The 23248-nt window shown below is 41.8% G+C and carries 19 protein-coding genes and 2 pseudogenes; 17 read left to right on the top strand and 4 right to left on the bottom strand.

The features are described 5' to 3' along the window. The first annotated feature begins 5 nt into the window (after window positions 1-5). The 4 genes from QVE09_RS26460 (at window position 6) to QVE09_RS26445 (ending at window position 3591) form a co-directional block, all read left to right on the top strand. A complete protein-coding gene (locus QVE09_RS26460; RefSeq protein WP_315939216.1) occupies window positions 6-791 on the top strand; it encodes a class I SAM-dependent methyltransferase in 786 nt (261 codons plus the stop codon). Between the two features lie 23 nt (window positions 792-814). Beyond that, window positions 815-1405, top strand: coding sequence for an HAD family hydrolase (locus QVE09_RS26455; protein WP_315939262.1), 591 nt, complete (start codon window positions 815-817; stop codon window positions 1403-1405). Window positions 1406-1481: 76 nt separating this feature from the next. Further along, window positions 1482-2777: a glycosyltransferase gene (locus QVE09_RS26450; RefSeq protein ID WP_315939215.1), complete on the top strand. Its 1296-nt coding sequence runs from the start codon at window positions 1482-1484 to the stop codon at window positions 2775-2777. After that, entirely contained in the window at window positions 2770-3591 is an 822-nt protein-coding gene (locus tag QVE09_RS26445) for an HAD-IIB family hydrolase (RefSeq protein WP_315939214.1), read from the top strand. Before QVE09_RS26450 ends, QVE09_RS26445 begins: the two co-directional genes overlap by 8 nt. A 35-nt stretch (window positions 3592-3626) precedes the next feature. Here QVE09_RS26445 and QVE09_RS26440 read toward each other — a convergent pair. Next, window positions 3627-4285 (bottom strand): annotated as a pseudogene (locus QVE09_RS26440) (IS5 family transposase). A gap of 198 nt (window positions 4286-4483) precedes the next feature. Between QVE09_RS26440 and QVE09_RS26435 the strand changes: the two are divergent. From QVE09_RS26435 to QVE09_RS26395, 10 genes and pseudogenes are all read left to right on the top strand, one after another. Continuing rightward, window positions 4484-5479, top strand: a complete 996-nt coding sequence (locus QVE09_RS26435) for an ABC transporter ATP-binding protein (protein ID WP_315939213.1) — start codon at window positions 4484-4486, stop codon at window positions 5477-5479. An 11-nt stretch (window positions 5480-5490) separates the two neighbouring features. Then, window positions 5491-6291 (top strand): ABC transporter permease, encoded by an 801-nt coding sequence (locus QVE09_RS26430; RefSeq protein ID WP_315939212.1) that lies wholly within the window; start codon window positions 5491-5493, stop codon window positions 6289-6291. A 2-nt stretch (window positions 6292-6293) separates the two neighbouring features. Further along, window positions 6294-7097 (top strand): ABC transporter permease, encoded by an 804-nt coding sequence (locus QVE09_RS26425; RefSeq protein WP_315939211.1) that lies wholly within the window; start codon window positions 6294-6296, stop codon window positions 7095-7097. Further along, the gene (locus QVE09_RS26420; protein WP_315939210.1) at window positions 7078-7632 is read left to right on the top strand and encodes a GrpB family protein; all 555 of its coding nucleotides are present in this window, start codon (window positions 7078-7080) and stop codon (window positions 7630-7632) included. Before QVE09_RS26425 ends, QVE09_RS26420 begins: the two co-directional genes overlap by 20 nt. 280 nt (window positions 7633-7912) lie before the next feature. Continuing rightward, a pseudogene (locus tag QVE09_RS31590) lies at window positions 7913-8032 on the top strand (rhamnogalacturonan lyase family protein); the annotation flags it as partial. 247 nt (window positions 8033-8279) lie between these two features. Then, the gene (gene tnpA / locus QVE09_RS26415) at window positions 8280-8753 is read left to right on the top strand and encodes an IS200/IS605 family transposase (RefSeq protein ID WP_315939209.1); all 474 of its coding nucleotides are present in this window, start codon (window positions 8280-8282) and stop codon (window positions 8751-8753) included. A 518-nt stretch (window positions 8754-9271) separates the two neighbouring features. After that, window positions 9272-10351 carry a sulfate ABC transporter substrate-binding protein gene (locus QVE09_RS26410; RefSeq protein WP_315939208.1) on the top strand — a complete coding sequence of 360 codons (1080 nt, stop codon included), beginning with the start codon at window positions 9272-9274 and terminating at the stop codon, window positions 10349-10351. Between the two features lie 87 nt (window positions 10352-10438). Next, a complete protein-coding gene (gene cysT / locus QVE09_RS26405) occupies window positions 10439-11275 on the top strand; it encodes a sulfate ABC transporter permease subunit CysT (protein WP_017690928.1) in 837 nt (278 codons plus the stop codon). Window positions 11276-11342: 67 nt separating this feature from the next. Beyond that, window positions 11343-12218 carry a sulfate ABC transporter permease subunit CysW gene (gene cysW, locus QVE09_RS26400; protein ID WP_076319499.1) on the top strand — a complete coding sequence of 292 codons (876 nt, stop codon included), beginning with the start codon at window positions 11343-11345 and terminating at the stop codon, window positions 12216-12218. A 156-nt stretch (window positions 12219-12374) separates the two neighbouring features. Then, window positions 12375-12614, top strand: a complete 240-nt coding sequence (locus QVE09_RS26395; RefSeq protein WP_036607453.1) for a YezD family protein — start codon at window positions 12375-12377, stop codon at window positions 12612-12614. A 95-nt stretch (window positions 12615-12709) separates the two neighbouring features. Here the strand turns inward: QVE09_RS26395 and QVE09_RS26390 are convergent, their stop codons facing one another. Further along, window positions 12710-14179 carry an extracellular solute-binding protein gene (locus tag QVE09_RS26390; RefSeq protein WP_315939207.1) on the bottom strand — a complete coding sequence of 490 codons (1470 nt, stop codon included), beginning with the start codon at window positions 14177-14179 and terminating at the stop codon, window positions 12710-12712. Between the two features lie 232 nt (window positions 14180-14411). Further along, on the bottom strand, window positions 14412-16733 hold the full coding sequence (locus tag QVE09_RS26385) for a helix-turn-helix domain-containing protein (protein ID WP_315939206.1): 2322 nt from the start codon (window positions 16731-16733) through the stop codon (window positions 14412-14414). A gap of 364 nt (window positions 16734-17097) precedes the next feature. Between QVE09_RS26385 and QVE09_RS26380 the strand changes: the two genes are divergently transcribed. After that, a complete protein-coding gene (locus QVE09_RS26380) occupies window positions 17098-19809 on the top strand; it encodes an S-layer homology domain-containing protein (RefSeq protein ID WP_315939261.1) in 2712 nt (903 codons plus the stop codon). Window positions 19810-20003: 194 nt separating this feature from the next. Here QVE09_RS26380 and QVE09_RS26375 read toward each other — a convergent pair whose 3' ends face one another. Then, complete coding sequence (locus tag QVE09_RS26375; protein WP_315939205.1) at window positions 20004-21563, bottom strand: IS1182 family transposase; 1560 nt, start codon at window positions 21561-21563, stop codon at window positions 20004-20006. Window positions 21564-22051: 488 nt separating this feature from the next. On the opposite strand from QVE09_RS26375, the gene QVE09_RS26370 reads away from it, so the two are divergent. Together QVE09_RS26370 and QVE09_RS26365 are read left to right on the top strand one after the other, a co-directional pair. Beyond that, window positions 22052-22687 carry an IS110 family transposase gene (locus QVE09_RS26370; RefSeq protein WP_315939204.1) on the top strand — a complete coding sequence of 212 codons (636 nt, stop codon included), beginning with the start codon at window positions 22052-22054 and terminating at the stop codon, window positions 22685-22687. Beyond that, a complete protein-coding gene (locus QVE09_RS26365) occupies window positions 22638-23171 on the top strand; it encodes a transposase (RefSeq protein ID WP_315939203.1) in 534 nt (177 codons plus the stop codon). Before QVE09_RS26370 ends, QVE09_RS26365 begins: the two co-directional genes overlap by 50 nt. The last annotated feature ends 77 nt before the right edge of the window (window positions 23172-23248 follow it).

Genomic DNA, 23248 nt, shown 5'->3' with positions numbered 1-23248 from the left:
TAAAAATGAATAATGCTATTTCTGAGCAATATAAAGATTCTTCCAATATTAGTAAAAGGATTCAATTCCATGAAAGGTTTAGCACTAACAAATTAGGCTTTCACGAATGGGCGTTTGAACAAATGAAACTTACCCATAACATGAATATATTGGAATGTGGATGTGGGCCAGCAGCCATTTGGTACAAAAATATAAATAAAATTGCTTCTCCAATTAATATCACACTAATGGACCTCTCGGAAGGGATGCTTAATGATGCACGAAAGAATGTGGCATCTAGAAGCGATGAATTTAATTTCAAAGTTGGGGATATACAGGAATTACCTTTTGAGGATGAGTCTTTTGATGTAGTAATTGCTAATCACATGCTATATCATGTTTCGGATATTCCCAAGGCTATACGTGAGGTAAGGAGAGTACTTAAAAAAGGTGGCTTATTTTTCGCTTCTACATTTAGTAAGTTGCATTTGAAAGAAATGGATGAGTTAATCCGACAGTTTATTGTTTTGCCTGATACTCGTACATCGGATAAGTTTACATTAGAAAATGGTTTTGATTATATTAATAACATATTTCAAAACACTGCACTGTTACATCATGACGATGCCTTAATTGTTACAGAGAGTCAACCTCTAATTGATTATGTGCTATCAAGTAGCAAGGCTAGAAAAGCGTTCGATGAGGAAAAGTTGCATGCATTCATTAATAAGATTGATTTTTTATTAGAAAGAGATAAATCTATCGTAATTACAAAGAGAGCTGGCTTGTTTGTTTCTTCAAAACCGTTATGAGAGGAATAACACGACTTTTGGAAGTGAAAGCTATTTTTTTCGATTTAGGAGAAACGCTTGTTCACTTTGAAAGAGAGAAAGGAAAGAGTCTAGTAAGTGAAATATGTGAACTAACATCGCGTAGTGAAGAAGATATTAAAGAAACAATGAATAAACACTTTGTAATACAAAATAATACATTAAATGTACTTGTTGAAAATTTCTCAAGGGAGATTAAATATAACTCCCCTCACAAGATAGTAGATATAATAAAGAATAATCAATCTATACCCCATCTATTTAAGGATACTAATAAGGTTTTGAATATTTTGTATTCGAGAGGATATAAATTAGGAATCATCTCAAACGCCTTTCCATGGAATTGTAAATCTATCTTTGAATTGGGACTACCTGAATTTTTAAGTACATGTACTTATTATTCTTTTACGTTGGGGGTGGCAAAACCACATATCGAAATATTTGAGAAAGTACAATTGGATTTGCAATTGACTAATTATGAAATTGCTTTCGTTGGAGATTCTATAAAAAGTGATGTAATTGGTTCGAAAAACGCAAATTGGTTATCTATTCTAATTGATCGAACTCACAAAAAAAAAAAAATGAAGCTGACCTAATTATCAATAATTTATATGAATTAATAGATCTTTTTGATAGAAATGTAATGAAGTAGTTATGGAAGAAGTGAGATTTATGAAGGAAACCATTCTTTTTTGTTTGAGCTCTGTTGAAAGCCATTTCCCTCCTACGCTAGAACTAGCTAGAAGGCTCGTAACTAAAGGTTATCGCGTCCTATATTTAGGATTTGAAAACCTTGAGTGTACAGTTCGGCAAGAAGGATTTGATTATTACAGTATTAAAAGAACAGGGGAAGCTGTATTTCTTAGGATGAAACTAGAATTTCAATATTTCAGACTATCCAAAATCTATAAAGATTTATTTAAGGAAATAAAAGATGTTCTTGTAAGCGAAAGGGTTACGATTGTTCTTTATGACATCACAAGATTTCATCTTTACTATCTTCCTGCATTGGAAACAGATATCCCTATTATTAGTTTTTGGACAAATAGCGGTGAAACTCATTTCAATCATAGAGTTGCTCCTAATTCTTCAATTGAAATTCCCAACGGTTCGATTAAAGGCACTTTAATCGCTACAAGTTTATGGGTTACGAGATACATACGCAGAGAGTTTTTTAAGCCAAAAATCAATTTATATAAATACTGCTTTCCTTTCTCTAAGTTGAGAAGAGAGGCTAGATTCAGAAACTTACTATGGAGATATAGTCTTGATGGATATTACTTAGAAAGCCCTAAAATAATCTTCGGTCCATATGAATTTGAATTTTTATATTCTAATGAGAATAGAAGAAGTTATTCAGGACTTTGTGTTGATTTAAATCGAGATGAAACAGGGATCTTTTTTGAGTGGGAGAGATTGGAGGATGACAAGCCTATAATATACTGTTCGCTGGGTACAATGAGCAATAGGTATGAGGAGAGCATTAGTTTTTTTCGTACTGTGATTGAAGCCTTTCGTCAAAGGAAAGGCTGGAAATTGGTAATGAATATTGGAAATATACAAGATATAAAATGTTTAGGGGAAATACCTGAAAATGTAATAATAGGAAATAAAATTCCCCAATTAAGCATTATTAGAAGATCCGCACTAGTTCTTTCACATGGTGGGTTTGGTACTATCAAAGAATGTATTGCACTCTCTGTTCCAATGGTCATTTTCCCTTGCATTTATGACCAACCAGGTAATGCAGCACGAGTTGAATATCATCAAATAGGAGAATGTTATGGGATAAGTCATGTTGATTCGAAAATGTTGATTGAAATAATTCAAAGGATGCTTGCTAGTAAAGTATATAAAGATAATATTGTTTTAATGAAGGAACGGATTAACGCATATGATTATCTTGATAATGGTGTAGGATTAATTTCTGAGATAATAAATACTAAAAAAGGAAAAATGAATGAGTAAAATGACTGAAAAGGGAAATCCGTCTGTGATTGCAATAGACTTGGATGGTACAATAGTTGGAAAAAGTAATGTAATTTCTTTGAATATCTTAGAAAAATTGAATGTACTAAAAAATAGGATGCCAATCATTATTGCCACGGGGAGAACTCTAATTGGAAGTCGGGACATATTAAATCAGTTCCAACCTAAATTTCCGGTTATTTTCTTTGATGGTAGATTAATATATCAACCTAGTGGTGATATATTATTGCTTAGTCATTGTTTACCATCTAAATTAGTCAGTTTAGTTAAGTTAAGGTTCGGTTCATCACACTACATAGTGGAAGAGTGTACAGAACTAATACCACATACAAGAGAAAGTGGTATTAGTTATGTGATGAGTTTTGGAATCCCGCGCTCATTTATATCTAAAAACATTTCGGGAATCAATCCAATTTACATGTATCTAAAACCTAAACATAGGGACAATGATGAGGATTATTGTCATTTGTACTCAATCGCAAAAAAATATAGTGCTGAAGTATATGTAACAGGGAATGGTTGGACGGTTATTAGAATGCAAAATCATACTAAATGTACTGCGTTAGAATATCTAGGAGATAAGTATGGCTTTACGATGAGTGATGTATTGGCTTTTGGGGATGGAGAAAATGATAGGGACATGTTAAAAAATGCTGCAATTTCAATAGTTATGTTTAATGCCAGTGAGTCACTTAAGAAAATCGCGACAATTATCGCTGGGAGTGTAGACGAGGATGGAGCATTATTATTTTTAGAAAAAATACTGGAGAATGGGAAGATAGATTTAGAATGATTGAACTTATTTAGGACGTGTCTGAAAACTCATCATTAAGTCAATTTAAAAATGGCAGCCACGTATACAAATGATAAGAATGACTTAGCTAGTTTGTCATAACGAGTAGCTTACGCGGCGAAAGTGTTTGATTTTATTTAAAAAACACTCAACTAAGGGGCGTTCTTTGTATAAATACCAATCGACTTTCCATGGATTTCGACTGTTAGCTTTAGGTGGAATGATATAAGATTCCTGTTTGGCCGTAATCCAATTCCGAATAGCTTTTGAGCCATGAGCTTTATCACCAAGAATAGGGCTTTCCGTAATATCAAACTCCTGAAGCAAATCTATCGCTGGAACGGAATCATAGATTCGGCCACCCGTCAGAAGAAACGCGAGGGGATTTCCTAATCCATCGACTAAAGTATGAAGTTTGGTTGTCTTTCCGCCACGATGGATGCCGATGTGCTGATTTACTTCGTTTCCATCTGCGTTTTTTAGCACCGTCACTGTGTTGATGGGCTTTAACCGATGTAGAATCCAATGCTTGAAGTTTTCAAAATCAAGTTCTACGCCAAGAAACACCACTTCAAGCGATCCAAAGTATAACAGTAAACAACGTGCGATTACTTAATTTTGACGGACGTCCTATTTTATATGGAGGGAAAACATCCTTAATTTGTTCCGATTGTTCATAACGTCTTTGAATCATGATTCATGCTCCAATCGTTTTTCTCAAATCCTACCACAGACTTCTTTAGTTTTCAGGCACGTCCTAATCAAAAGTGCGTACGGAAGAATAGTTTGTAACATTTTTTGTAGCTGATCAATTCCACTAATATCTGCTATAAAATTTCGAAAAATAGAAATGAAATATAAAAAATGTTTAGAGAGAGTGGTGTCTGTATCAATGATAAATGTGAATAATATTTCTAAAGTATTCCGTAGACCCATAAGGGAGAAAGGATTCCGTGGTGCTTTAAGGGATTTTACCAATCGTAAATATGAAAATAAGAAAGCAGTTGATGACCTGTCATTCTCCATTAATCAAGGTGAAATGGTGGGTTTTTTGGGGCCTAATGGAGCTGGTAAATCGACATCGATAAAAATGCTAGTAGGTATACTTGTGCCGACTAATGGTGAGGTAAGAGTAAATGGAATTGTACCTTATCAAAATAGAAAAGAGAATGCCAGAAGAATAGGTGTCGTTTTTGGACAGAGGTCACAATTATGGTGGGATATTCCGGTCATTGAGACATTAAAATTACATAAATATATGTATGGAATATCTGATGCACAGTTTAAACGTAATATAGAACTATTTTCAGAGGTGCTGGGTATTAATGAATTTCTAAACGTCGCTGTTAGGCAATTAAGTCTTGGACAACGAATGAGGGCTGACCTATGTGCTGCTTTGATGCATAACCCAGAGGTTATTTATTTGGATGAACCGACAATAGGACTTGATGTCGTCGTTAAGAAGAAAATCAGGGAATTTCTAATCCAAATAAACAGGGACTATAAAACGACGATTTTACTTACAACTCATGATATGTCGGATGTCGAGAAATTATGTTCGAGGGTGCTTGTAATCAATCATGGAAAAAAAATTTATGATGGTGATTTGGAGCAACTAAAAGTATTACATGGCTCGGATGAGAAACTGATTGTCCGAATGAATAGTTTTAATAATGAACGCTTTTTAACGGATGCTTATTCTCTGGAAGTCGGCGTGAAAAAAATTACATGTGAGAATGATAGTAACATTCTAAACTTTTACTATGATAAAAGAGAAGTAAGTTCCACACAAATTCTTAAATATTTACTTCAGAATGATGGTATTAAGGATTTTCAAGTGAAATCATGTGAACTCGATGAAGTTATTCAAAGAATTTATTCTAACTAAGGAGAGGCCCGATGAAATTATATTGGCAAATAATGTTTAATGCTATTCAATCTAACATTACATATAGATTCTCCACCTTGGCGAATACATTAAATAGATTATTGAGCATGATTGTATACATATCTGTATGGATTGCATTATATAATGGAGCAGATTTGATGAATCACACAATACAGCAAGCAACTTTAAGTGAGATGATTATTTATATTCTTATAACAACTCTTATTGGGATACTTATACAGAATTCTAATATTTATATAATTAGCGAAAAAATAAGCTCTGGTAGTATCGTAATGAATTTGATAAGACCAATTGGTTTATTTAAAACAATAATGTTTGAAACGATTGGTGCAAAATTATTAACAGTTATTTTAGAATTCATACCAATTTTAACTGTAGGAGTCTTCTTATTCAATGTTTCCTTACCGATTGGATGGTCAACTTTATTTTTTTCCCTGTCTATATTTAATGGGTTTATAATATATTTTCTCTTGACATATTTGCTAGGACTATGCAGCTTTTGGTACTATCGTATATTTCACTTAGATTTTATACTTACACAAGTGCTTAATTTTTTTTCTGGGCTTCTCGTACCTATTTGGTTTTTCCCACACACACTAAAGGTAGTCTCTAGTTTCCTACCTTTTGAACTGATTTATTATCATCCGCTAGTTATCTTTCTGGAAAAGGGTAACATCTATGAATACTCATGGGCGCTTATGAAAGGGTATATGTGGATCGTTATTTTATCAATATTAATATCATATGTTTGGTCAAAGGCAATGAAAAAACTAGTTATACAAGGAGGGTAATCTTGAATTCGTTTATATTATATGGCCACTTTTTAAAGGTCTACATGAAAATACAACTGGAGTTTCGGTTTTCATTTATTGGCGATATTTTTGTGAATATGTTTACATTTATCACTGTATATTTGAGCTTTTGGGTAATGTTTAATACCTTTGATAATTTAAACGGATGGACATACTGGCAATTGATTTTCTTGTTTAATATAAATTTATTTACTTATTCGTTTAGTTCGCTTTTTTTCTGGGCTCCAATGAAATACTTAGAACAAACAATTAAAAACGGTGATTTTGACAATTTTCTAACTAAACCAATGTCTCCATTTAAATTATTGATATTCCGTCAATTTCAGCATACTTTTCTTGGACATATTATTATTTCTATTTTTGTGTTTTTCTTGTGTTTAAATCACTTACATATTAATTGGAATATTAATAGTGTGTTTTTCCTCTTGTATTCTTTAGCTGGAGGAGTACTCATTCAATCGAGCATAATAATACTAGCAGGTTCTTCAGCATTCTGGATTTTTAAATCTAGTTCCTTTGTTGATTTGTTTACTTCTTCAGTTAGGAATTTTGCTAATTATCCAATTAGTATTTTTGGGAAAACAGTGCAGTTAATCCTTACTTTTCTTATACCGTATGCACTGGTAAACTATTATCCAGTGACATATTTAATAGGTAATAATAACAATTCATATTCCTACCCCATAATTAGTTTTTTAACATTTCCAGTTGGAGTAATTTTATTTTTACTGTCCCTTTGGGGATTTAAAAGAGGGTTAGTGAGGTATGAAGGTGCGGGAACTTAAAATTAGAAAGGTTGTGCTAAATGTGGATCCCAAAATTGTGATTTCTGAATATAAGGAGCATTGGGCTCTAGAGTATCAGTCAGAGAAAGAAAAAATTATTGATGCACTGGGAAGTAAGATTATAGGTATAGAACATTTCGGAAGTACGTCGATAAAAGGTATGGCAGCTAAGCCATTAATTGATATAATGTTATCTGTAAATGAGTTAACAGGGGTCGAGACATTCATTGAACCCTTGGCTCAGATTGGATACGAGTATGTTCCGAAGCTCGATTTTCCAACGCGCTGGTTTTTTAGAAAAGGGCTTTGGAGGGCTGGTACGCACCACCTACATGTGTATCAACACAATGGTGTGGAATGGCAACAAAATTTAATGTTTCGTAATTTTATGCAATCTAACTTAGATGCAGCTAATGAATATATGCAACTAAAAAAGGAACTATCAATTAAATTCAGTAATGATCGGGTGTCCTACACTGAAGGAAAAGATAAATTTATTAAATCTATAATCTTTGAAGCATCCAAAAATAACTAGGTGTTTTCAAAATTATTCTGCAGCATCTGTACTCATGTCTATAAATATTTAATATCATTTGATACCAGTATCAGCAATAGGCCCAAAAAGAATGAATTGATAAAAGGTTGAAAGCATAAAGATTACTGAATTATGACTAATATTACTGTGTTATAGATTTTAAGTTCTAATCCATAACACAGAAATTAAATTTAAAAAACTGGAAATCTATTTTTTAAGCCTTCATTTGTTTACATTTGAAAAGCTAACGTCGGTAGTTAATCGGCATTAGCTTTTTCAACACAGACTTAGCATCGCTTGGCAAAATGTAGCCTACAATCAACCGCCGCACACCGGATTTTATCTGGGAGAAGGCATGAGCACACCACCGGTACCGAATATCCGGTATGCGGGCAGATGAGAAATGGACAAGGTGTGGCCGTCCAATTCCGTTCATGTTTACAATAGCCAGCGAAGCATGGGATTCGCTGAAGGGAACAACGGATGCAGGTTCGTTGTTCCTCTTTTATGGCTTTAGCCAGTTGAGTGCGTGAAACGCGCGAAACAAAAAACCACCCGCTATGCGGGTGGAGGGATCGAGGGTTTGACCACCAAGACCATTCCGATAAAATTGAGATGTTCAGGCTCAAAGAAAGGAATGGTCTTAGATGGCAAACAAGAGCTACAGCCTAGCTCACACAAAGTGGATGTGCAAATACCACATTGTATTTACTCCGAAGTATAGACGGAAAGAAATCTATAATCAAGTGAGAAAAGATTTAATCGAAATTTTCAAACGTCTATGTAAGTACAAGGGAGTAGAAATTATAGAAGGTCACATGATGCCCGATCATGTTCACATGTTGGTAGCGATTTCCCCGAAAATGGCTGTCTCAACGTTCATGGGATATCTAAAGGGAAAAAGTTCGCTAATGATCTTCGAGAAGCATGCCCAGCTCAAGTATAAATATGGCAATCGAAAGTTTTGGGCAGAAGGGTACTATGTGAGTATAGTGGGTCTAAATGAAGCAACGGTAAGAAAGTATATTCGTGAACAAGAAGCACATGATCAAGCGTTAGATAAATTGAGTGTAAAAGAATACGAAGATCCATTTAACAGTAACAAGAGCAAAAAGAAGTAAAACCAGTTTAACTGGTAAGTGAAAGTGACAAATAACACTGAGCCTGAACAGGTTTGCTGTCAGGCTAGCGTCTTTAGGCGCAGTTTGGCAACAAGGGGTTATACCCCAAGAGCAAACCACCCGTTGGACGGGTGGTCATGATTTTTGCCAATAGCCCAGAAATACGGTAAAAATCGGAAAAAACGTTTGACAGGTATATAGACTGCCTTTATTATACGTATATAACTTACTAAACAGGTAGGAATAATAAAAATGGGTCTGTTTTCATTGTGAAAATGGTCATTTTACAGACAGATGCAACCATGCAACCTGAACAGAATAACGTTCTCACCGTATAGACGGAGGAACACCGCAGCGCATCCTTTTCAGATGGAGCATGCACGGCCTAGAGCCGGCATGACTTTATGGGGAGATATGCGCGGGGGTTCCTCCGTCTTCTTGTTTTTTTTACGGGGCGTTCGATCCTGTTCAGCCGGCCTGAGGTAGTCATGCAGATCTATATCGGGGGAGTGTTATCTATGAAAAAGAGAATTCACAAGGGTATTCTGGTTGGTCTGGCACTGGTGTTAACAGGGGTACTGGCAGCATGCGGATCGGATAGCGGTGGGTCCAGTGCGGCAGGAACATCGGGGGGAGCGGAGGGTGGTAAGGAAGGGGCCAAGGCCATCGAACTGCTGAATGTTTCCTATGATCCAACGCGGGAACTCTATGAACAATATAACAAAGCGTTTGCGGCGCATTGGTTGAAAGAGAAAGGCCAGGAAGTGACCATCAAGCAATCCCATGGGGGATCGGGCAAACAGAGCCGTTCTGTTATTGACGGACTGGATGCAGACGTGGTGACGCTGGCATTGGGATACGATATTGATGCGATTGAAGATAAAGGTCTGATTAACGAGGGTTGGCAGGACAAATACGAGCACAACAGCTCTCCATATACCTCTACGATTGTATTCCTTGTACGTAAAGGCAATCCAAAAGGTATCAAGGACTGGGATGATCTGATCAAAGGGGATACCCAAGTCATCACCCCGAATCCCAAAACGTCCGGCGGAGCGCGCTGGAACTATCTGGCGGCATGGGGATATGCCCTTAAGCATAATAACAATGATGAAGAGAAAGCGAAGGAATTCGTTGGAGAGTTGTTCAAACATGCGCCTGTGCTGGATTCGGGTGCCCGCGGGTCTACGACAACTTTTGTTGAACGTGGCATTGGGGATGTGCTTCTTGCTTGGGAAAATGAAGCTTTCCTATCGGTAAAAGAGTTGGGTCCGGACAAATTCGATATTGTCGTGCCATCGGTTAGTATCTTGGCCGAACCACCGGTTGCGATTGTGGACAAAAATGCAGACAAAAAAGGAAGCCGCGACGTGGCGGATGCCTATCTGAAATATTTGTACAGTGAAGAAGGACAGACGATTGCCGCAGAAAATTATTACCGCCCAACGCTGGACAGCGTGGAGGAAAAATTCAAGGATCAGTTCCCGGCGCTTGAACTGTTCACGTTGAAAGATGTATTCGGTACATGGCGGGATACTCAGGCCAAACATTTCAATGACGGTGGTATCTTCGACCAGATCTATGTTCCAGGCAGCTAAGGTTGCTCTGTTCAATGAACACCCGATCAATCGCGCTGTGAGCGGCCAACCAGCCTTACCGGCTGAAGGCAGAGAGGATGAACGTGCATGAGCAAGGTGATGGTGGCGCGGAGACGCACATTGCCGGGATTTGGATTAACGATGGGTTACAGTGTGTTCTACCTGAGCCTGGTTGTACTTATTCCACTGGCTGCGCTGTTGTTTAACTCAACAGGGCTGACGTGGGCAACCATGATTGAGGTTGCGACCAATCCCAGGGTGCTGGCTTCCTTCCAGGTCAGCTTCCTGACCGCAGGTGCAGCGGCGCTGATTGATCTCGTGCTGGGGTTACTCCTGGCATGGGTGCTTGTTCGGTATGAATTTCCGGGCAAAAGGCTGTTTGATGCGGTCATTGATCTGCCTTTTGCCTTGCCGACAGCGGTAGCAGGGGTTGCTCTTACGGCGATCTATGCCGGCAATGGCTGGATTGGGCAGTTTGTAGAGCCTTTGGGCATCAAGCTCGCCTATTCACAGGCCGGGATTACGCTGGCGCTGATGTTTATCGGAATTCCGTTCGTAGTTCGCACGGTGCAACCGGTGTTGGAGGAGCTGGAGGCTGAGGTGGAAGAGGCGGCTGCCACACTGGGGGCAGGAAGATGGCGGATATTCCGCACCATTCTGTTGCCAGATCTGATTCCACCGTTGCTGACGGGTTTTGCTCTGGCTTTTGCCCGGGGCATTGGCGAATATGGCTCGGTTGTATTTATCTCAGGTAATATGCCGATGAAAACGGAGATTGCTCCCTTGCTGATCATGGCCAAGCTGGAGCAGTTCGATTATGCAGGCGCTACAGCTGTAGCTTTGCTGTTGCTTCTTGTTTCTTTCATCCTGCTGCTGATCATTAATTCCTTGCAACGTTGGAGCCGGAAGGCGGGCAGAGCATGACGATGAAGCATGATGGAATATGGATATTAAAAGACGTCACTCACCCAAACCAAAGGAGGTGCAGCATATGGCGGGTTCTGTCCCACTAAGCCCTGTTCCACCCGTAAAGACCGGGCGTGGAACTAACCGTGCAACAACGGAAGCTCCATGGGTCAAATGGTTGTTGATTGGACTGGCAAGCCTGGTACTCATATGGCTGCTTATTTTGCCACTGGCCATTGTGCTCATGGAGGCGTTGAAGCAGGGCTGGGGTGTGTACATCGCGGCTCTTACCGAGCCGGATGCCATGTCTGCACTGAAACTCACGTTATTGGTTGCGGCGATTACAGTGCCGTTGAATACGATATTTGGTGTGGCCGCTGCATGGGTCATTACCAAGTTCCAGTTTAAGGGCAAGGGACTCATGATCACCCTGATTGATCTTCCCTTTTCCATTTCGCCTGTGGTGGGCGGGTTGATCTTTGTACTGGTCTTTGGTTCGAATGGGTGGTTTGGGCCGTGGCTGTCCGAACATGATATCAAAATCATTTTTGCGCTGCCAGGCATTGTGATTGCAACGTTGTTTATTACCTTCCCGTTCGTAGCTAGGGAGTTGATCCCACTAATGGAGGACCAGGGAACCCGGGAAGAAGAAGCAGCGGTTACGCTGGGTGCTTCCGGGTGGCGAATCTTCTGGAGTGTAACCTTGCCCAACATCAAATGGGGGCTGCTGTACGGCATTATTCTGTGTAATGCTCGTGCTATGGGTGAGTTCGGAGCCGTATCTGTGGTGTCCGGACATATCCGCGGGGAGACCAATACGTTACCACTTCATGTGGAGATTTTGTATAACGAATATCAATTCTCGGCTTCGTTTGCCGTAGCATCCCTGCTCCTGATTCTGGCTCTCGCCACGTTGCTGCTCAAGAGCTGGCTTGGACACAAAGCCGTTTCAGAAAAGTGATGATGAGAAGAAGAAAATACAGATTGACAGCTACTGGAAGCCCTGCTAATGTATAAACCAAGTATATAGGTTGGATAAGAATGATTTATAAATCCGTTGGATGACAGCGTACTTAGGAATATGGCGGGCAATAGCCCGAGAAGAGGAGGCGGCTCTATGGCTAAGCCGTTAAAAGTGGATGAGGTATGGTTGGACCGAATTGCCGGACAGCTGAATGACATGGAGTTTGGTTCTTTGCATATCGTGGTGCACGAAGGTCAGATTGTGCAGATGGAGCGGACCGAACGCAAGCGTTTTGAAAACACGCCCTCAGGCAGCGCCTCCAAATCCGGAAGCACGGCACGAAGCAGTTCAGCCCGTTCACTACGCGGATCAAATGCGAGTGCGAAGGGATAGAGAGTGACGTGGCTTGAGGGAAGCGAAGATAGGTGCATAGGAACACATGTATAATCTAGAAACTCATGGGAAATGTATGTTCCATATCGTCCCACCTATTGCGCGTGACTCGTCTCCTTATGCTCGTTATACCAATGATTCGCTTCAAGCAGCACCTGTTGCCCACCTGCATCCATGAATTCTTCCACAAAAGTATCGAAATACCCCACAGGCTGATCGCCAGTGATGATGGAGATGTACGCTCTGTCTCTCATGCGAATCAATTCAGATGAATATTGAATCAGGGCAGGGGTTGCAACCTCCAGGCGATTATAGATACCATTCTCCGTCAACCCTGCAGATGCAGCCCACTGTTCACGTTTATCCGAGGGTGTACCTGGAACCGTCATGCCGATACTTGAGCCGATCATATTAATATAATTCTCCATTCTGTTGTATGGGTAAAGTAAATGGAACGAGTTTGAATCTTCAGCGCTCCAATTCCAGTGTTTTCCTGGAAGGCCATACTCCATTTTGATCTGCTCCTCCGGATCGGGGTTGGCACTTACATAATCGAGGATCTCCAAAATTTTCTCCAGTTTCCCCGGCTCCTTCGCAGCCTCAGCACCTATAGCAATAAAATTCATCAGCAGATTGTTCCCTTTTGAACCGCTATGTCCATCAGGACCAATAACAGGAGAACCAAATACAACCTCTGCAGCTGCGTTCTTCTGTAACAGCTCATTAACATTGAACGAGGCTCCCACAGGGGTTGCTTGGCCATTTTCATTGAGGACACTGTAGTCTCCCTCTTGATTCCAATGATAATAGTTGCCCATCGAGGTCATCCCAATTTTTCCATTAATAAAAGCATGGGATAGATGTTTATAGCCGCCTTTATTTTCGCCGGTTATAAACTCGGGATCGATAATCCCGTCCCGATACCACTTTTGCATATAAGTCAGGGCTTTTTTCATCTCAGGCTCCAAAGCACCGATCACGAGTTGGTTGTTTTTTTCATTAAAATACAGCTGCTCGGTGAAAACGGACTGTCCAAAAGCACCAAATACCACATTTAAGCCCTCTCTGGATAGGCCATACGTATCCTGTTTACCATTCCCGTCCGGATCACCTTTGGAAAAAGCATACATAACCGTTTCAAATTCCTCTAATGTCTTCGGAACGTCCAGATCAAGCTTCTTAAGCCAGTCCTCTCGGTATACGACAGGGGTTCGATAGATGTTGGTCTGATTGATGGCCGGTATTCCATATAAGGAGCCGTTTATTTTTCCGTACTCTAAGTAACGTGAATTATAATCGCGAATTCGCTGTACGATATTTGGCGCATATTGTTCAAGGACATCCGGGGGAATTTCCGCTAAGACCCCTTGCATTTGATACTTAAGCAGATCTTGCGGTTGTCTGATCCGGAACAGATCCGGTATTTTGCCTTGAGCAAGCTCCAGATCCAGCAGTTCCTCGTACCGCTTGTTCTCAAGGTTCCATACCTGCAGATCGACATCAAACCGATCCTCAATATATGCAATCATCTCAGCGTCCTCAGGAACAGCAATATTTTGATGCATGGTCCAGGATATCGTATACTGCGGTGTTGTATCCTTCTCAGCGCTTGCTAGGTGGTCCTGCTGTATTTGTGCTGTTTCTCTGTTTAGAACGGTACATCCGCTTGTAAATACGAGAAGAAGAGACATTGCAGAATATAGACATAGCTTTCTTGAAAGGTTAAGGTTCATAGCAGCTCCTTTTCTAATTTTAAATTCTATTCGGAGTGTCCGTGTAAATATTCTTTAATTGAACCTACATAGATCCTTGTTCCATTAGACTGCGCATGAAGTTTTTTGGCGTACAGCCGTGAATTTCTTTGAACTTCTTAATGAAATAGGCAGGGGTACGGTAACCGACCGTACTTGCGACCTGCTCAACCGTAATTTCACGCTGTGTCATGAGTTCCCGTGCGCGTTCCATTCTCTGATTCGTAACATATTCGGAATAAACAATCCCGGTTTCTTCCTTGAAAAGTTTACTGAGATATTTGGGGCTGATGAATACTTGTTCTGAGACATGATCCAGTGTGAGATCGCCCGATAAGTGCTCTTGAATATAGGCTTTGACAGCCGAGATGGTATCCACACTCCGTACCTCGCTTCGCTTCTCCATATGCATCACAAATTCGGTCACGAGATGAATCATCCATTCCGAATAGCGGTTGATATTGTAGAACAATGAAAATTGCTTGTACAAATTCAATGAAGTCGCCTCGGCAGGTTGTAAACGTACCTGATTAATACATTCAGCGTAAATAGATACCGTTTTTAATAATATGATCCGACTGTACTCGGCTGAATAGGGGCCTTCCTTTAATGTTGCGACCAATTCCTGAATGGCCTGAACCGAACCTTGCACATCCCGAGTCTGCAATTTCTTCTCAAAGTTTACGAGGTATGAGTCCGGAATTTCCAAGCTGCTCGCTTCCCTGTTCAGAAGATCAAGATCCTCAATGGCAGACTGCTCGGGGAAGAAGTAGCTGTATCGAATCAGGGTATTAGCCTGATGATAGCTTGTGTGAATTTTCGTGAAGTGCTCTACCCATCCGCCTAACGATAGTACAAATTCCAGACCAAATCTGCTGCTCGCTTCAGCGTGAATAAAGTCTACAATGTGATTAGAGAGAGGTGCCTCGGGTTGATTGGTACAGATGATGACCGCAATTTTGTGATCCTGCAATTCCTCTGCCAGCAGTTGAGTTCCATCCATTTCTGCGATCTCCAGTTGCTGAATCATCGTGTACAACGTATGCTGCAACTGTCGTGGCTGCAGATCCTTCCACTTCTCATTGACGGGGTCAATGACAATACAGCGGAAGCGGGAGTAAGCCATCGAAATATGAATAGATTGCAGTTGCTCCGTAAGCTCCTCTGGTGTAAATCGGTTATTTAACATATTAAGCATGATACTATGCTTAATCATCTTGTGATTGGCCTGTAAGGTTTCTTCAAGACTATCAACTTTATTGGACAGACTGTTAAACGTTGTATCGATGAACCGGTATTCGTCCTGTTTTAAGCTGTTTGGGCTATCCATCCGGCTCTTGATGTTATTCAGGATTCGCTTAAGAGGACTATAGTTTGCCCTGGTAAAGATGGACGACATCACTATCCCAACCGCAACAGCCAATAAGCCGAGAAGAACCGAAATCTCCTTCAAGCTATCCAATTTATAATAGAAGCTTTCATTAGGTGTGGTTGTGTAAATCCGCCATGCATTTCCTTTAAATTGATCTTGGGTAACGACATGAGAGTCATGGTTAAATACAGGCGTGAAACTTTCATCTGAAGAATGATAGGAAAGGAGCGACTGCGTTAGATTCTCCTCCGTGGAGGTACCTAGCAACGTTTTGTCTGCGGCAGAAATGACGGTTCCATCCTGATCGATGATTAGTGTATTCGCATAGTCAGCAGGGAGCATATTTTTAATGATCTGACTTATCGCTGATTCTTTGATATCAATCGCAATCATGGCCTTACTGTCTTGTCCAGACGATTGAAACGGGTAACTATGAACATAGGAAATTAAGGGACTCATGTTGCTCTGTTCCCGTGATTCGATATAAGCATCCTTAGGCACCATGCGAGTCTTCATCCATAAGGAGCTGTCTGGAGTCTCTTTCATCGCAGCAATCCAATCCGTCGTATGATCCACACTCGAAGGCGTATCCTCATAGAGCATCAGCCCATATACAGATGAGACGATGAAGTGGTTCTTTGTATCGTACACATGAATAGCTTCAATGAGATCGGAATAATTTTGCACCATATTTTTGAGGGACTGTTCGATGTCCAGGATTTTGCTATGGTTTCCTTTTAAGCTATCTAGATCGATACTTGCAGCGTTACCGAGTGCCAGGGACAGATAGACCTGATTCACCTTCTGGATAACGGAGCTCTCAATATAATTGACAGTGCTTTTCAGCGAAAGTTGATTATTGATTCGAATCTCTTTGCTGTATTGATGGGAGAAGAAGAGGTACAGAATGGAGCCGAAAAGAAGCGCAATGACAAGAACGACAACAAGGTAGGAAAGAACCATTTTGGATCTCACAGATTGAAATGGCTTAAGCATTCTTTTTCCCCCTTCATTTCTCTTTTCTAAACAACTTCATCATTATATAGCAGGCCGAGGACTAGAAATCATGTTGATCGAAATTTAACAAACTCCCACTGAATAATTTACTTTCAGTTAATAAAGCGTTTACAAAAGTAGGTATTTTAATTGATAAATGTAGTATCTAACTCCATTTTTGTTGGCATATAAGCTCCGGAACGTACGATTTTGATATAAAACGGAATTTGTTCTATAGATGCGAAACGCTCCCTAATGCTACAGTAACGGCAGATCAGACATCTGTATAGAGTCTTTCTTACTCATTTGCAGATGCAGAAGCAAAAAAATAATTTACCATAACGGGAGCGTGTATTTGCAAGCCATGAGAAAACCACTTAAAAAGTCACTGGCATTACTTCTAATGTTGTCTATGGTAGGTCCGACATTTGCAGAGAAGAGTTTTGCAGCCGATCAGAAGATTCAGTTCTCTGATATTAAGGGACACTGGGCGGAAGCGAATATTCAAGCATGGGGTGATGAAGGATTAATTCGAGGTTACCTGGATCGTTCATTCAAACCGAATACGTATATTACCAGAGCAGAATTTATGAATTTGGTAAACGGTGCTTTTGGATATTCCGGACAAGCTAAAATTACCTTTAACGATGTGTCTGAGAGTGCATGGTATTACGAAGCAATTTCTATTGCAAATGCGAATGGATATATAGATGGATACACCGATGGCACAATGAAGCCGCAAGATCCGATCACCCGTCAAGAAGCAGCTAAAGTGATCGCTGGCATTTTGAATCTGGAGTTAAATGAAACAGCAGCGAATGTATTTAGCGATTCATCGTCTATTGCGGCGTGGAGCAAGGGAGCTGTAGGTGGAGCGGCAGCAGCACAAATTATCTCCGGTTATGCAGATGGAAGCTTCAAACCGCTTAATTCCATTACGCGTGCCGAAGCGGTGTCTGCGCTCGTTAAGGCTGTGGAAACAGATGCTACTACAGCTGCCAAACCAGCTAAGCCAAAAGGAACGGCAACCGTACTGAATGTTAATCCCCCAGCAGATGAAGCTCGGTTATCCGCCGTGAAGCACGGAGCCAATGCCGGAGACGACACCTTGAAAAATATTGCGGAAACCAATCCGTTTATTGATATTTTGGACGGTTTTGATCAAGTATGGTCCATGAACCAAGCGGATTGGAGAGATGGAACAGCGGCAACTAAAATTGGAGCTGACGGCAAAAATGCAAAGTATGGAGATGGACCGTCCCCATATTATGATGGCTTTAAAAACGATCCAACTGTAGCTGTCGCTGATCAGAAAACATATGCAAATGAAGAGATCCGAAACAAAGCGACTTGGGAAGCCAATATCAAATATGTAGAAAAGGTCACGCAAAATCGCACGGCTGAAGAGACATTGGCAGCCTATTATGATGACCAAAGAGATAAGATCTATAGCGTGATGGAGGGCTTTGGTCCGTTGGCTAACACGTATGTAGATATCATCAAGCCAAAGACAAACGTTGAACGAACGGTGGACGAGATGAATGTGGTATTGACCGAAGAAACAGTGGAAGATGAAAGCCAAGGCATTGGAGATTGGGAAGCAAAGACGGAACTTTCAGACTTGGTCAATTTAGTTGATCTGGTTCGATTCAAAATTCCTGCCTCATCTAATCCTTCTAAATATTTCTACTCTTCCCCTAGACCGTGGAGAATGAATTCCAATGGAGAAGTGAAAGAAGTTGTTGACAGCAAGGGACTGCCTGTATGGGAAACCTTGGGTGAAGGTGAGAAAAAAGAAGTACCTCTGGCTTCAGGCGGAACCAAATCAACCGGAGAAAAACATTACCAGCAATACGAAACCAACGTTAAGCTTATTCCTGCGTTAACTTATGTCAAACGAATCGCTGAGGATGGAAGAGGAAAAGATGGCGCATTTCCGAGCGGACATACCAGTGCAGCTTACTTATCCGTATTTCCTTTGGCATACGCTACGCCAGAACGATTCTCTGAATTGTTAACGAGAGCAGCTCAGTTGGGCGAGAATCGAGTCATAACAGGGATGCACTCACCGCTTGATATTATAGGAGGAAGAATACAATCGACAGCCATGGCTGCCTATGCACTTAATCAGCCTGAGAATAAAGATGTGTTAGAGAAAGGCTATGAGAATGCAGGAGAAGTATTTGGAGCTGCAGCCAAGGAAAAAAATATGAGTCTGTATGAGTATGCACATACCGTAACCGAAGATTATACGTTCAAGAGTGCTTACGATGAACACAAATGGGAAGATCATGATGCCAATAAAGCCTTCTATAGAGAGAAGATGACTTATGGTCTACCACAAACAGGAACCAAAGGCTTGGCTCCCGTTGTACCGCAAGGAGCAGAAGCTCTGTTGGAAACGCGTCAACCGTATTTAACAGATGAGCAACGCAGACAAGTATTGTATACAACATCCATTGACTCTGGATATCCAGTACTGGATGAATCCAAGGGCTGGGGTAGAATTGATCTGGTCACGGCTGCGGATGGATACGGTGCATTCTTGAACAATGTAACTGTGGATATGGATGCTTCCAAAGGACGGTTTAATGCAGAAGACTGGTGGAGAAATGATATTACGGGTAGTGGAATGCTTACGAAAAAGGGAACAGGAACACTTACCCTGACAGGCAACAATAGCTACACAGGCGGAACCTTACTGCAAGTAGGAACACTGGTAGCCGAATCAGCATCTGCTTTTGGTACAGGTGATCTGTATGTTGAAAATGGAACTGTTGTTGTGAATGTCGATGGAGCATTGAACTTGAATAGAAACCTCACCATGGATAATGGTACTTTGGAATTGGTAGTGGCTGACGGCAACAGTCAACTGAATGTCGGAAGAAAGCTCTATATTGATGGCGGAAGTCTCAAACTGGACTTGTCCAACTATAAGATCGAAGGTTCCAAAGATATTACGTTAATCACGGCAAATGGAATTACAGGTGAATTCGACAGTGTAACGGCAGATGGTTATGACGTGACTGTCACGTACGAAAATGGCCGTGTCATTGCACATGTTGTAGCCAAATAAGTGAAGTAATTATGCTTGATATAAAATGGACGAAGAATGTTACACATGCGACTTCGATGACAGAATAACCTTCCGATCATTCTTCGCAAGACAAAATTAGTAATCTAGAAAAGGGGGCTGTCTCAAAAGCCCTTAAAAGCGTATCGGCAAAAAGAAATAACACTCATAGGTTCAAAAAAGGACAATGCAGAGGTTTATCCTGCTTTGTCCTTTTTGCGTTTTTCCGTCATTGCGGCTTTTTTAAGCAGATTGTGGGCAAGGCAAAGCCACCCGACCTCCAGGCTTACTTTTTGCAAGCCGCGAAGCAGGAATCTTCGGAATCCCCGGTTGTTTTTGATTTGTCCAAACACACTCTCTGGCTCCGTCATGCGCTGAACAGAAAGGGTGTATCCTTCCTCGCTGCGCAGTCGTTCCCGCATCTCGTTTTTTTGCCGCATATAAGTCAGACTGATCGCGATCTCCCGATTGCCTTTGGCTTTGGTGCACGTTGCTTTCAGAGGACATGTACTACAATCTTCACTTCGATAATGGCGGGTCTGAATCGTGTAGCCACTTTCCGTGACTGTCTCGCTTTCGTACCGAAAGCGTAACGTCTTCCCAGCCGCACAAGTCCATGTATCTTCGGTTTCGTTGTAGCTCCAGTTGTCCACCTTGCCAATCGCTTGCTTCCAGGCCCTCGTTTTCTCCTTGTGGTACGTCCCGTATTTGACGATTGCCTGGATGTTTTGCTCTTCGAAATAGCTGTAATTTTCTTCACTTCCATATCCTGCATCCGCAATGACGGTCTTCGGTCTTTTCCCGAGCGTTTCTTCCAAATGATCGAGATGGGGTTTCAGGCATTTCGTGTCTGTGGGTCGCTGGTGTACCGTGTAACCCAAAATAAATTGGTTTTCTGTTCCAATCTGCACATTGTATCCGGGCTTCAATTGACCATTTCGCATATGATCTTCTTTCATTCGCATGAACGTTGCGTCCGGATCGGTTTTGCTGTAACTATTGCGCTCGCCGGCAGTTTCAATCTGTTGTTCATATTTTTGTAGTCGTGGTAGCAAGTCCTTCCGTAACTGGCGCACGGCTTTTTTTAAGGTTTGGTTCTTCGGTTTTTCGCTTAGCTTTTCCTCTAATTGTTTGACGGCTTGCTCCAGTTTCTCCGCCGTGAGCGTGGATGCTTCACCAAGTTCGGACAGATCCATTCCGATTTGGTGTGCATCTTCTTCGTTTTCGGCCTCTTCGATGGCTTGAAACAGGGTATGTACTTTTTCTTGCAGCTTGGCCTGGTGCTTGACGACGGCTTTTTTCCAGACGAAGGTGTAGCGATTCGCATTCGCTTCGAGCTTGGTTCCGTCCAGAAAATAGTGATCCAAGGACACGTATTGCTCCTGAACCAGCAGCTCCAGCACATGGGTAAACACGGTTTCCAAGACCTCTTTCATCCGCTCACAGCGGAAGCGATTGATGGTCCGGAAATCCGGTTGTTGCCGCCCGGCGAGCCACATGAACATGATATTTTCGCGAACGGCCTTCGCGATTTGCCGGGAAGAGTAGATGCGCTGAGTGTAGGCGTAGATGATGACTTTAGTGAGCATTTTGGGATGATAGCTATGGCGGCCCCCGCCAGGATACACCGAGTTAAAAATGGAGTTGCTCAGGCGATTAATTGCGTCATTCACAACACGAACGAGGTGATTTTTAGGGATATCTGTCTCCAAATCCATTGGCAAGAAAAGTTGTTCCATGGTATATTGAATGTACAAAGAAACCGTCTCCTTTCAAATGGTGGGTCGCACTTCCATTTTACGAAGGAACGGTTTCTTTTTGTGTTACAATTTTGAAAACAGGGCGGTCCCTAGCCATTTTTATGACTTATGGGACAGCCCCCTTTTGAGTGCAGATACGTTGGATTTAGAGCGTTCTTTCAAAATCTACTGAAAGCCGAGACGTATATTAACGAGTCCAGAGTTGGAAAGCGTGCTGCATACTGAATGTACGAGCTAGCGATCAGGACGTCGCAAAAGCGATTTTCCTATTTTCCTCTACCAATGAAAATTTTCTTTTCGTAAGGGAGGGACACGAGCTTGTCCTCTCAGTCGCTCTTGGAACAGAGCATGAGCAGGGATTGAGCGCTAGCTATGATGAACGTAACCACAAAAAATAGCCCTCCATATTGCTGCACATCGTAGGTTAAAATGGACAGTAAGAAGACCACCATTTCAGAGCTACACAGCAAAGGAGAGCTATCCCTATGAAGTCTACCACAAAATTCATCGGTTTAGATGTATCCAAAGAAAAAAATTCTGTCGCTATTGCTGACGAGGGTCAAGACAAGCCGCGGTATTACGGCACCATTGCTCATGCGCCTGCTGCCTTACGCAAACTCATCAAAGAATTGGGTCCGGCAAGCTCCCTCTCGTTTTGTTATGAGGCCGGTCCTACAGGATACGAAACCTACCGCTGGATCGAATCCATGGGGGCCCATTGTGTCGTCATTGCCCCTTCCCTCATCCCCAAACGCTCCGGCGATCACGTGAAAACCGATCGACGGGATGCCGAGCAACTGGCACGTCTGTTCCGTGCAGGCGAGCTTACGCCGATTTACGTTCCAGCACGTGAAGATGAGGCGCTTCGTGAATTGGTTCGGGCACGCGAATCGGCAAAAGAAGATGCTCACCGGGCTCGTCAACGCGTGCTCAAATTTTTATTGCGTCATCAGATCCATCCGCCTGAACAAATCAAACGTCGCTGGACGAAAAAATATCGCGTATGGCTTGGACAACTGACCTTCCCGAATTGCGCCTATGCAGATTGCGTTTACGGAGTACCTTCATGCCATGGACGAGATCGAGCAACGCATCGGTCGACTGGAAAAAGCCTTGATTGAAGAGGCGGCGACCAGCTCTAAAGCCGATTTGATTCAAATTTTACAGTCTCTGCGTGGCATTGGATTTCTCACGGCCGTCACGCTTGCTGCGGAGATTGGTTCCTTTGCCCGTTTCCGTTCCCCTGCTCAGCTCATGGCTTACTTGGGCCTGGTTCCGCGTGAGCATTCGTCTGGAGTCCGTACCCAACGAGGCTCGCTCACCAAAGCGGGAAATGGACGATTGCGTCGCACCTTGATTGAATCGGCATGGAGTTACCGCCATCGGCCTGCGATTAAAGGGGATTTGGCCCGCCGTTTGGAAGGTCTGCCTGCGGACATACAGCTCATTTCATGGAAAGCCCAGGAACGGCTGCACCGAAAATTCCGCCGTTTAGTTTATGGATTAAACAAACACAAAAATGTCGCGGTCACCGCGGTGGCCAGGAAACTGACCGGGTTCATTTGGGCGGTCGCCCGAACGTTGGAGCTACCGAACGCTCAGTAATCTGTTATTCATCTTGAAGAGACGGATGGTTTAAAAGGAAGAAGGGGAAAACTCCGGAGCCTTAGGCCCGGGAGTTC

It is taken from the genome of Paenibacillus sp. ClWae2A, assembly GCF_032452295.1.
Lineage (GTDB): Bacteria > Bacillota > Bacilli > Paenibacillales > Paenibacillaceae > Paenibacillus.
The sequence above is the reverse complement of the archived record's forward strand: the minus strand, read 5'-3'. Positions and strand labels throughout refer to the sequence as shown.

Bases quoted from the DNA above. Each gene is read 5' to 3' on its own strand.
- QVE09_RS26410 (WP_315939208.1), top strand. From the start codon at position 9,272: ATGAAAAAGAGAATTCACAAGGGTATTCTGGTTGGTCTGGCACTGGTG.
- tnpA (WP_315939209.1), top strand. From the start codon at position 8,280: ATGGCAAACAAGAGCTACAGCCTAGCTCACACAAAGTGGATGTGCAAA.
- QVE09_RS26430 (WP_315939212.1), top strand. From the start codon at position 5,491: ATGAAATTATATTGGCAAATAATGTTTAATGCTATTCAATCTAACATT.
- QVE09_RS26445 (WP_315939214.1), top strand. From the start codon at position 2,770: ATGAGTAAAATGACTGAAAAGGGAAATCCGTCTGTGATTGCAATAGAC.
- QVE09_RS26390 (WP_315939207.1), bottom strand. From the start codon at position 14,179: ATGCATCAAAATATTGCTGTTCCTGAGGACGCTGAGATGATTGCATAT.
- QVE09_RS26365 (WP_315939203.1), top strand. From the start codon at position 22,638: ATGGACGAGATCGAGCAACGCATCGGTCGACTGGAAAAAGCCTTGATT.
- QVE09_RS26385 (WP_315939206.1), bottom strand. From the start codon at position 16,733: ATGCTTAAGCCATTTCAATCTGTGAGATCCAAAATGGTTCTTTCCTAC.
- QVE09_RS26420 (WP_315939210.1), top strand. From the start codon at position 7,078: ATGAAGGTGCGGGAACTTAAAATTAGAAAGGTTGTGCTAAATGTGGAT.
- cysT (WP_017690928.1), top strand. From the start codon at position 10,439: ATGAGCAAGGTGATGGTGGCGCGGAGACGCACATTGCCGGGATTTGGA.
- QVE09_RS26380 (WP_315939261.1), top strand. From the start codon at position 17,098: ATGAGAAAACCACTTAAAAAGTCACTGGCATTACTTCTAATGTTGTCT.
- QVE09_RS26450 (WP_315939215.1), top strand. From the start codon at position 1,482: ATGAAGGAAACCATTCTTTTTTGTTTGAGCTCTGTTGAAAGCCATTTC.
- cysW (WP_076319499.1), top strand. From the start codon at position 11,343: ATGGCGGGTTCTGTCCCACTAAGCCCTGTTCCACCCGTAAAGACCGGG.
- QVE09_RS26460 (WP_315939216.1), top strand. From the start codon at position 6: ATGAATAATGCTATTTCTGAGCAATATAAAGATTCTTCCAATATTAGT.
- QVE09_RS26435 (WP_315939213.1), top strand. From the start codon at position 4,484: ATGATAAATGTGAATAATATTTCTAAAGTATTCCGTAGACCCATAAGG.
- QVE09_RS26395 (WP_036607453.1), top strand. From the start codon at position 12,375: ATGGCTAAGCCGTTAAAAGTGGATGAGGTATGGTTGGACCGAATTGCC.
- QVE09_RS26370 (WP_315939204.1), top strand. From the start codon at position 22,052: ATGAAGTCTACCACAAAATTCATCGGTTTAGATGTATCCAAAGAAAAA.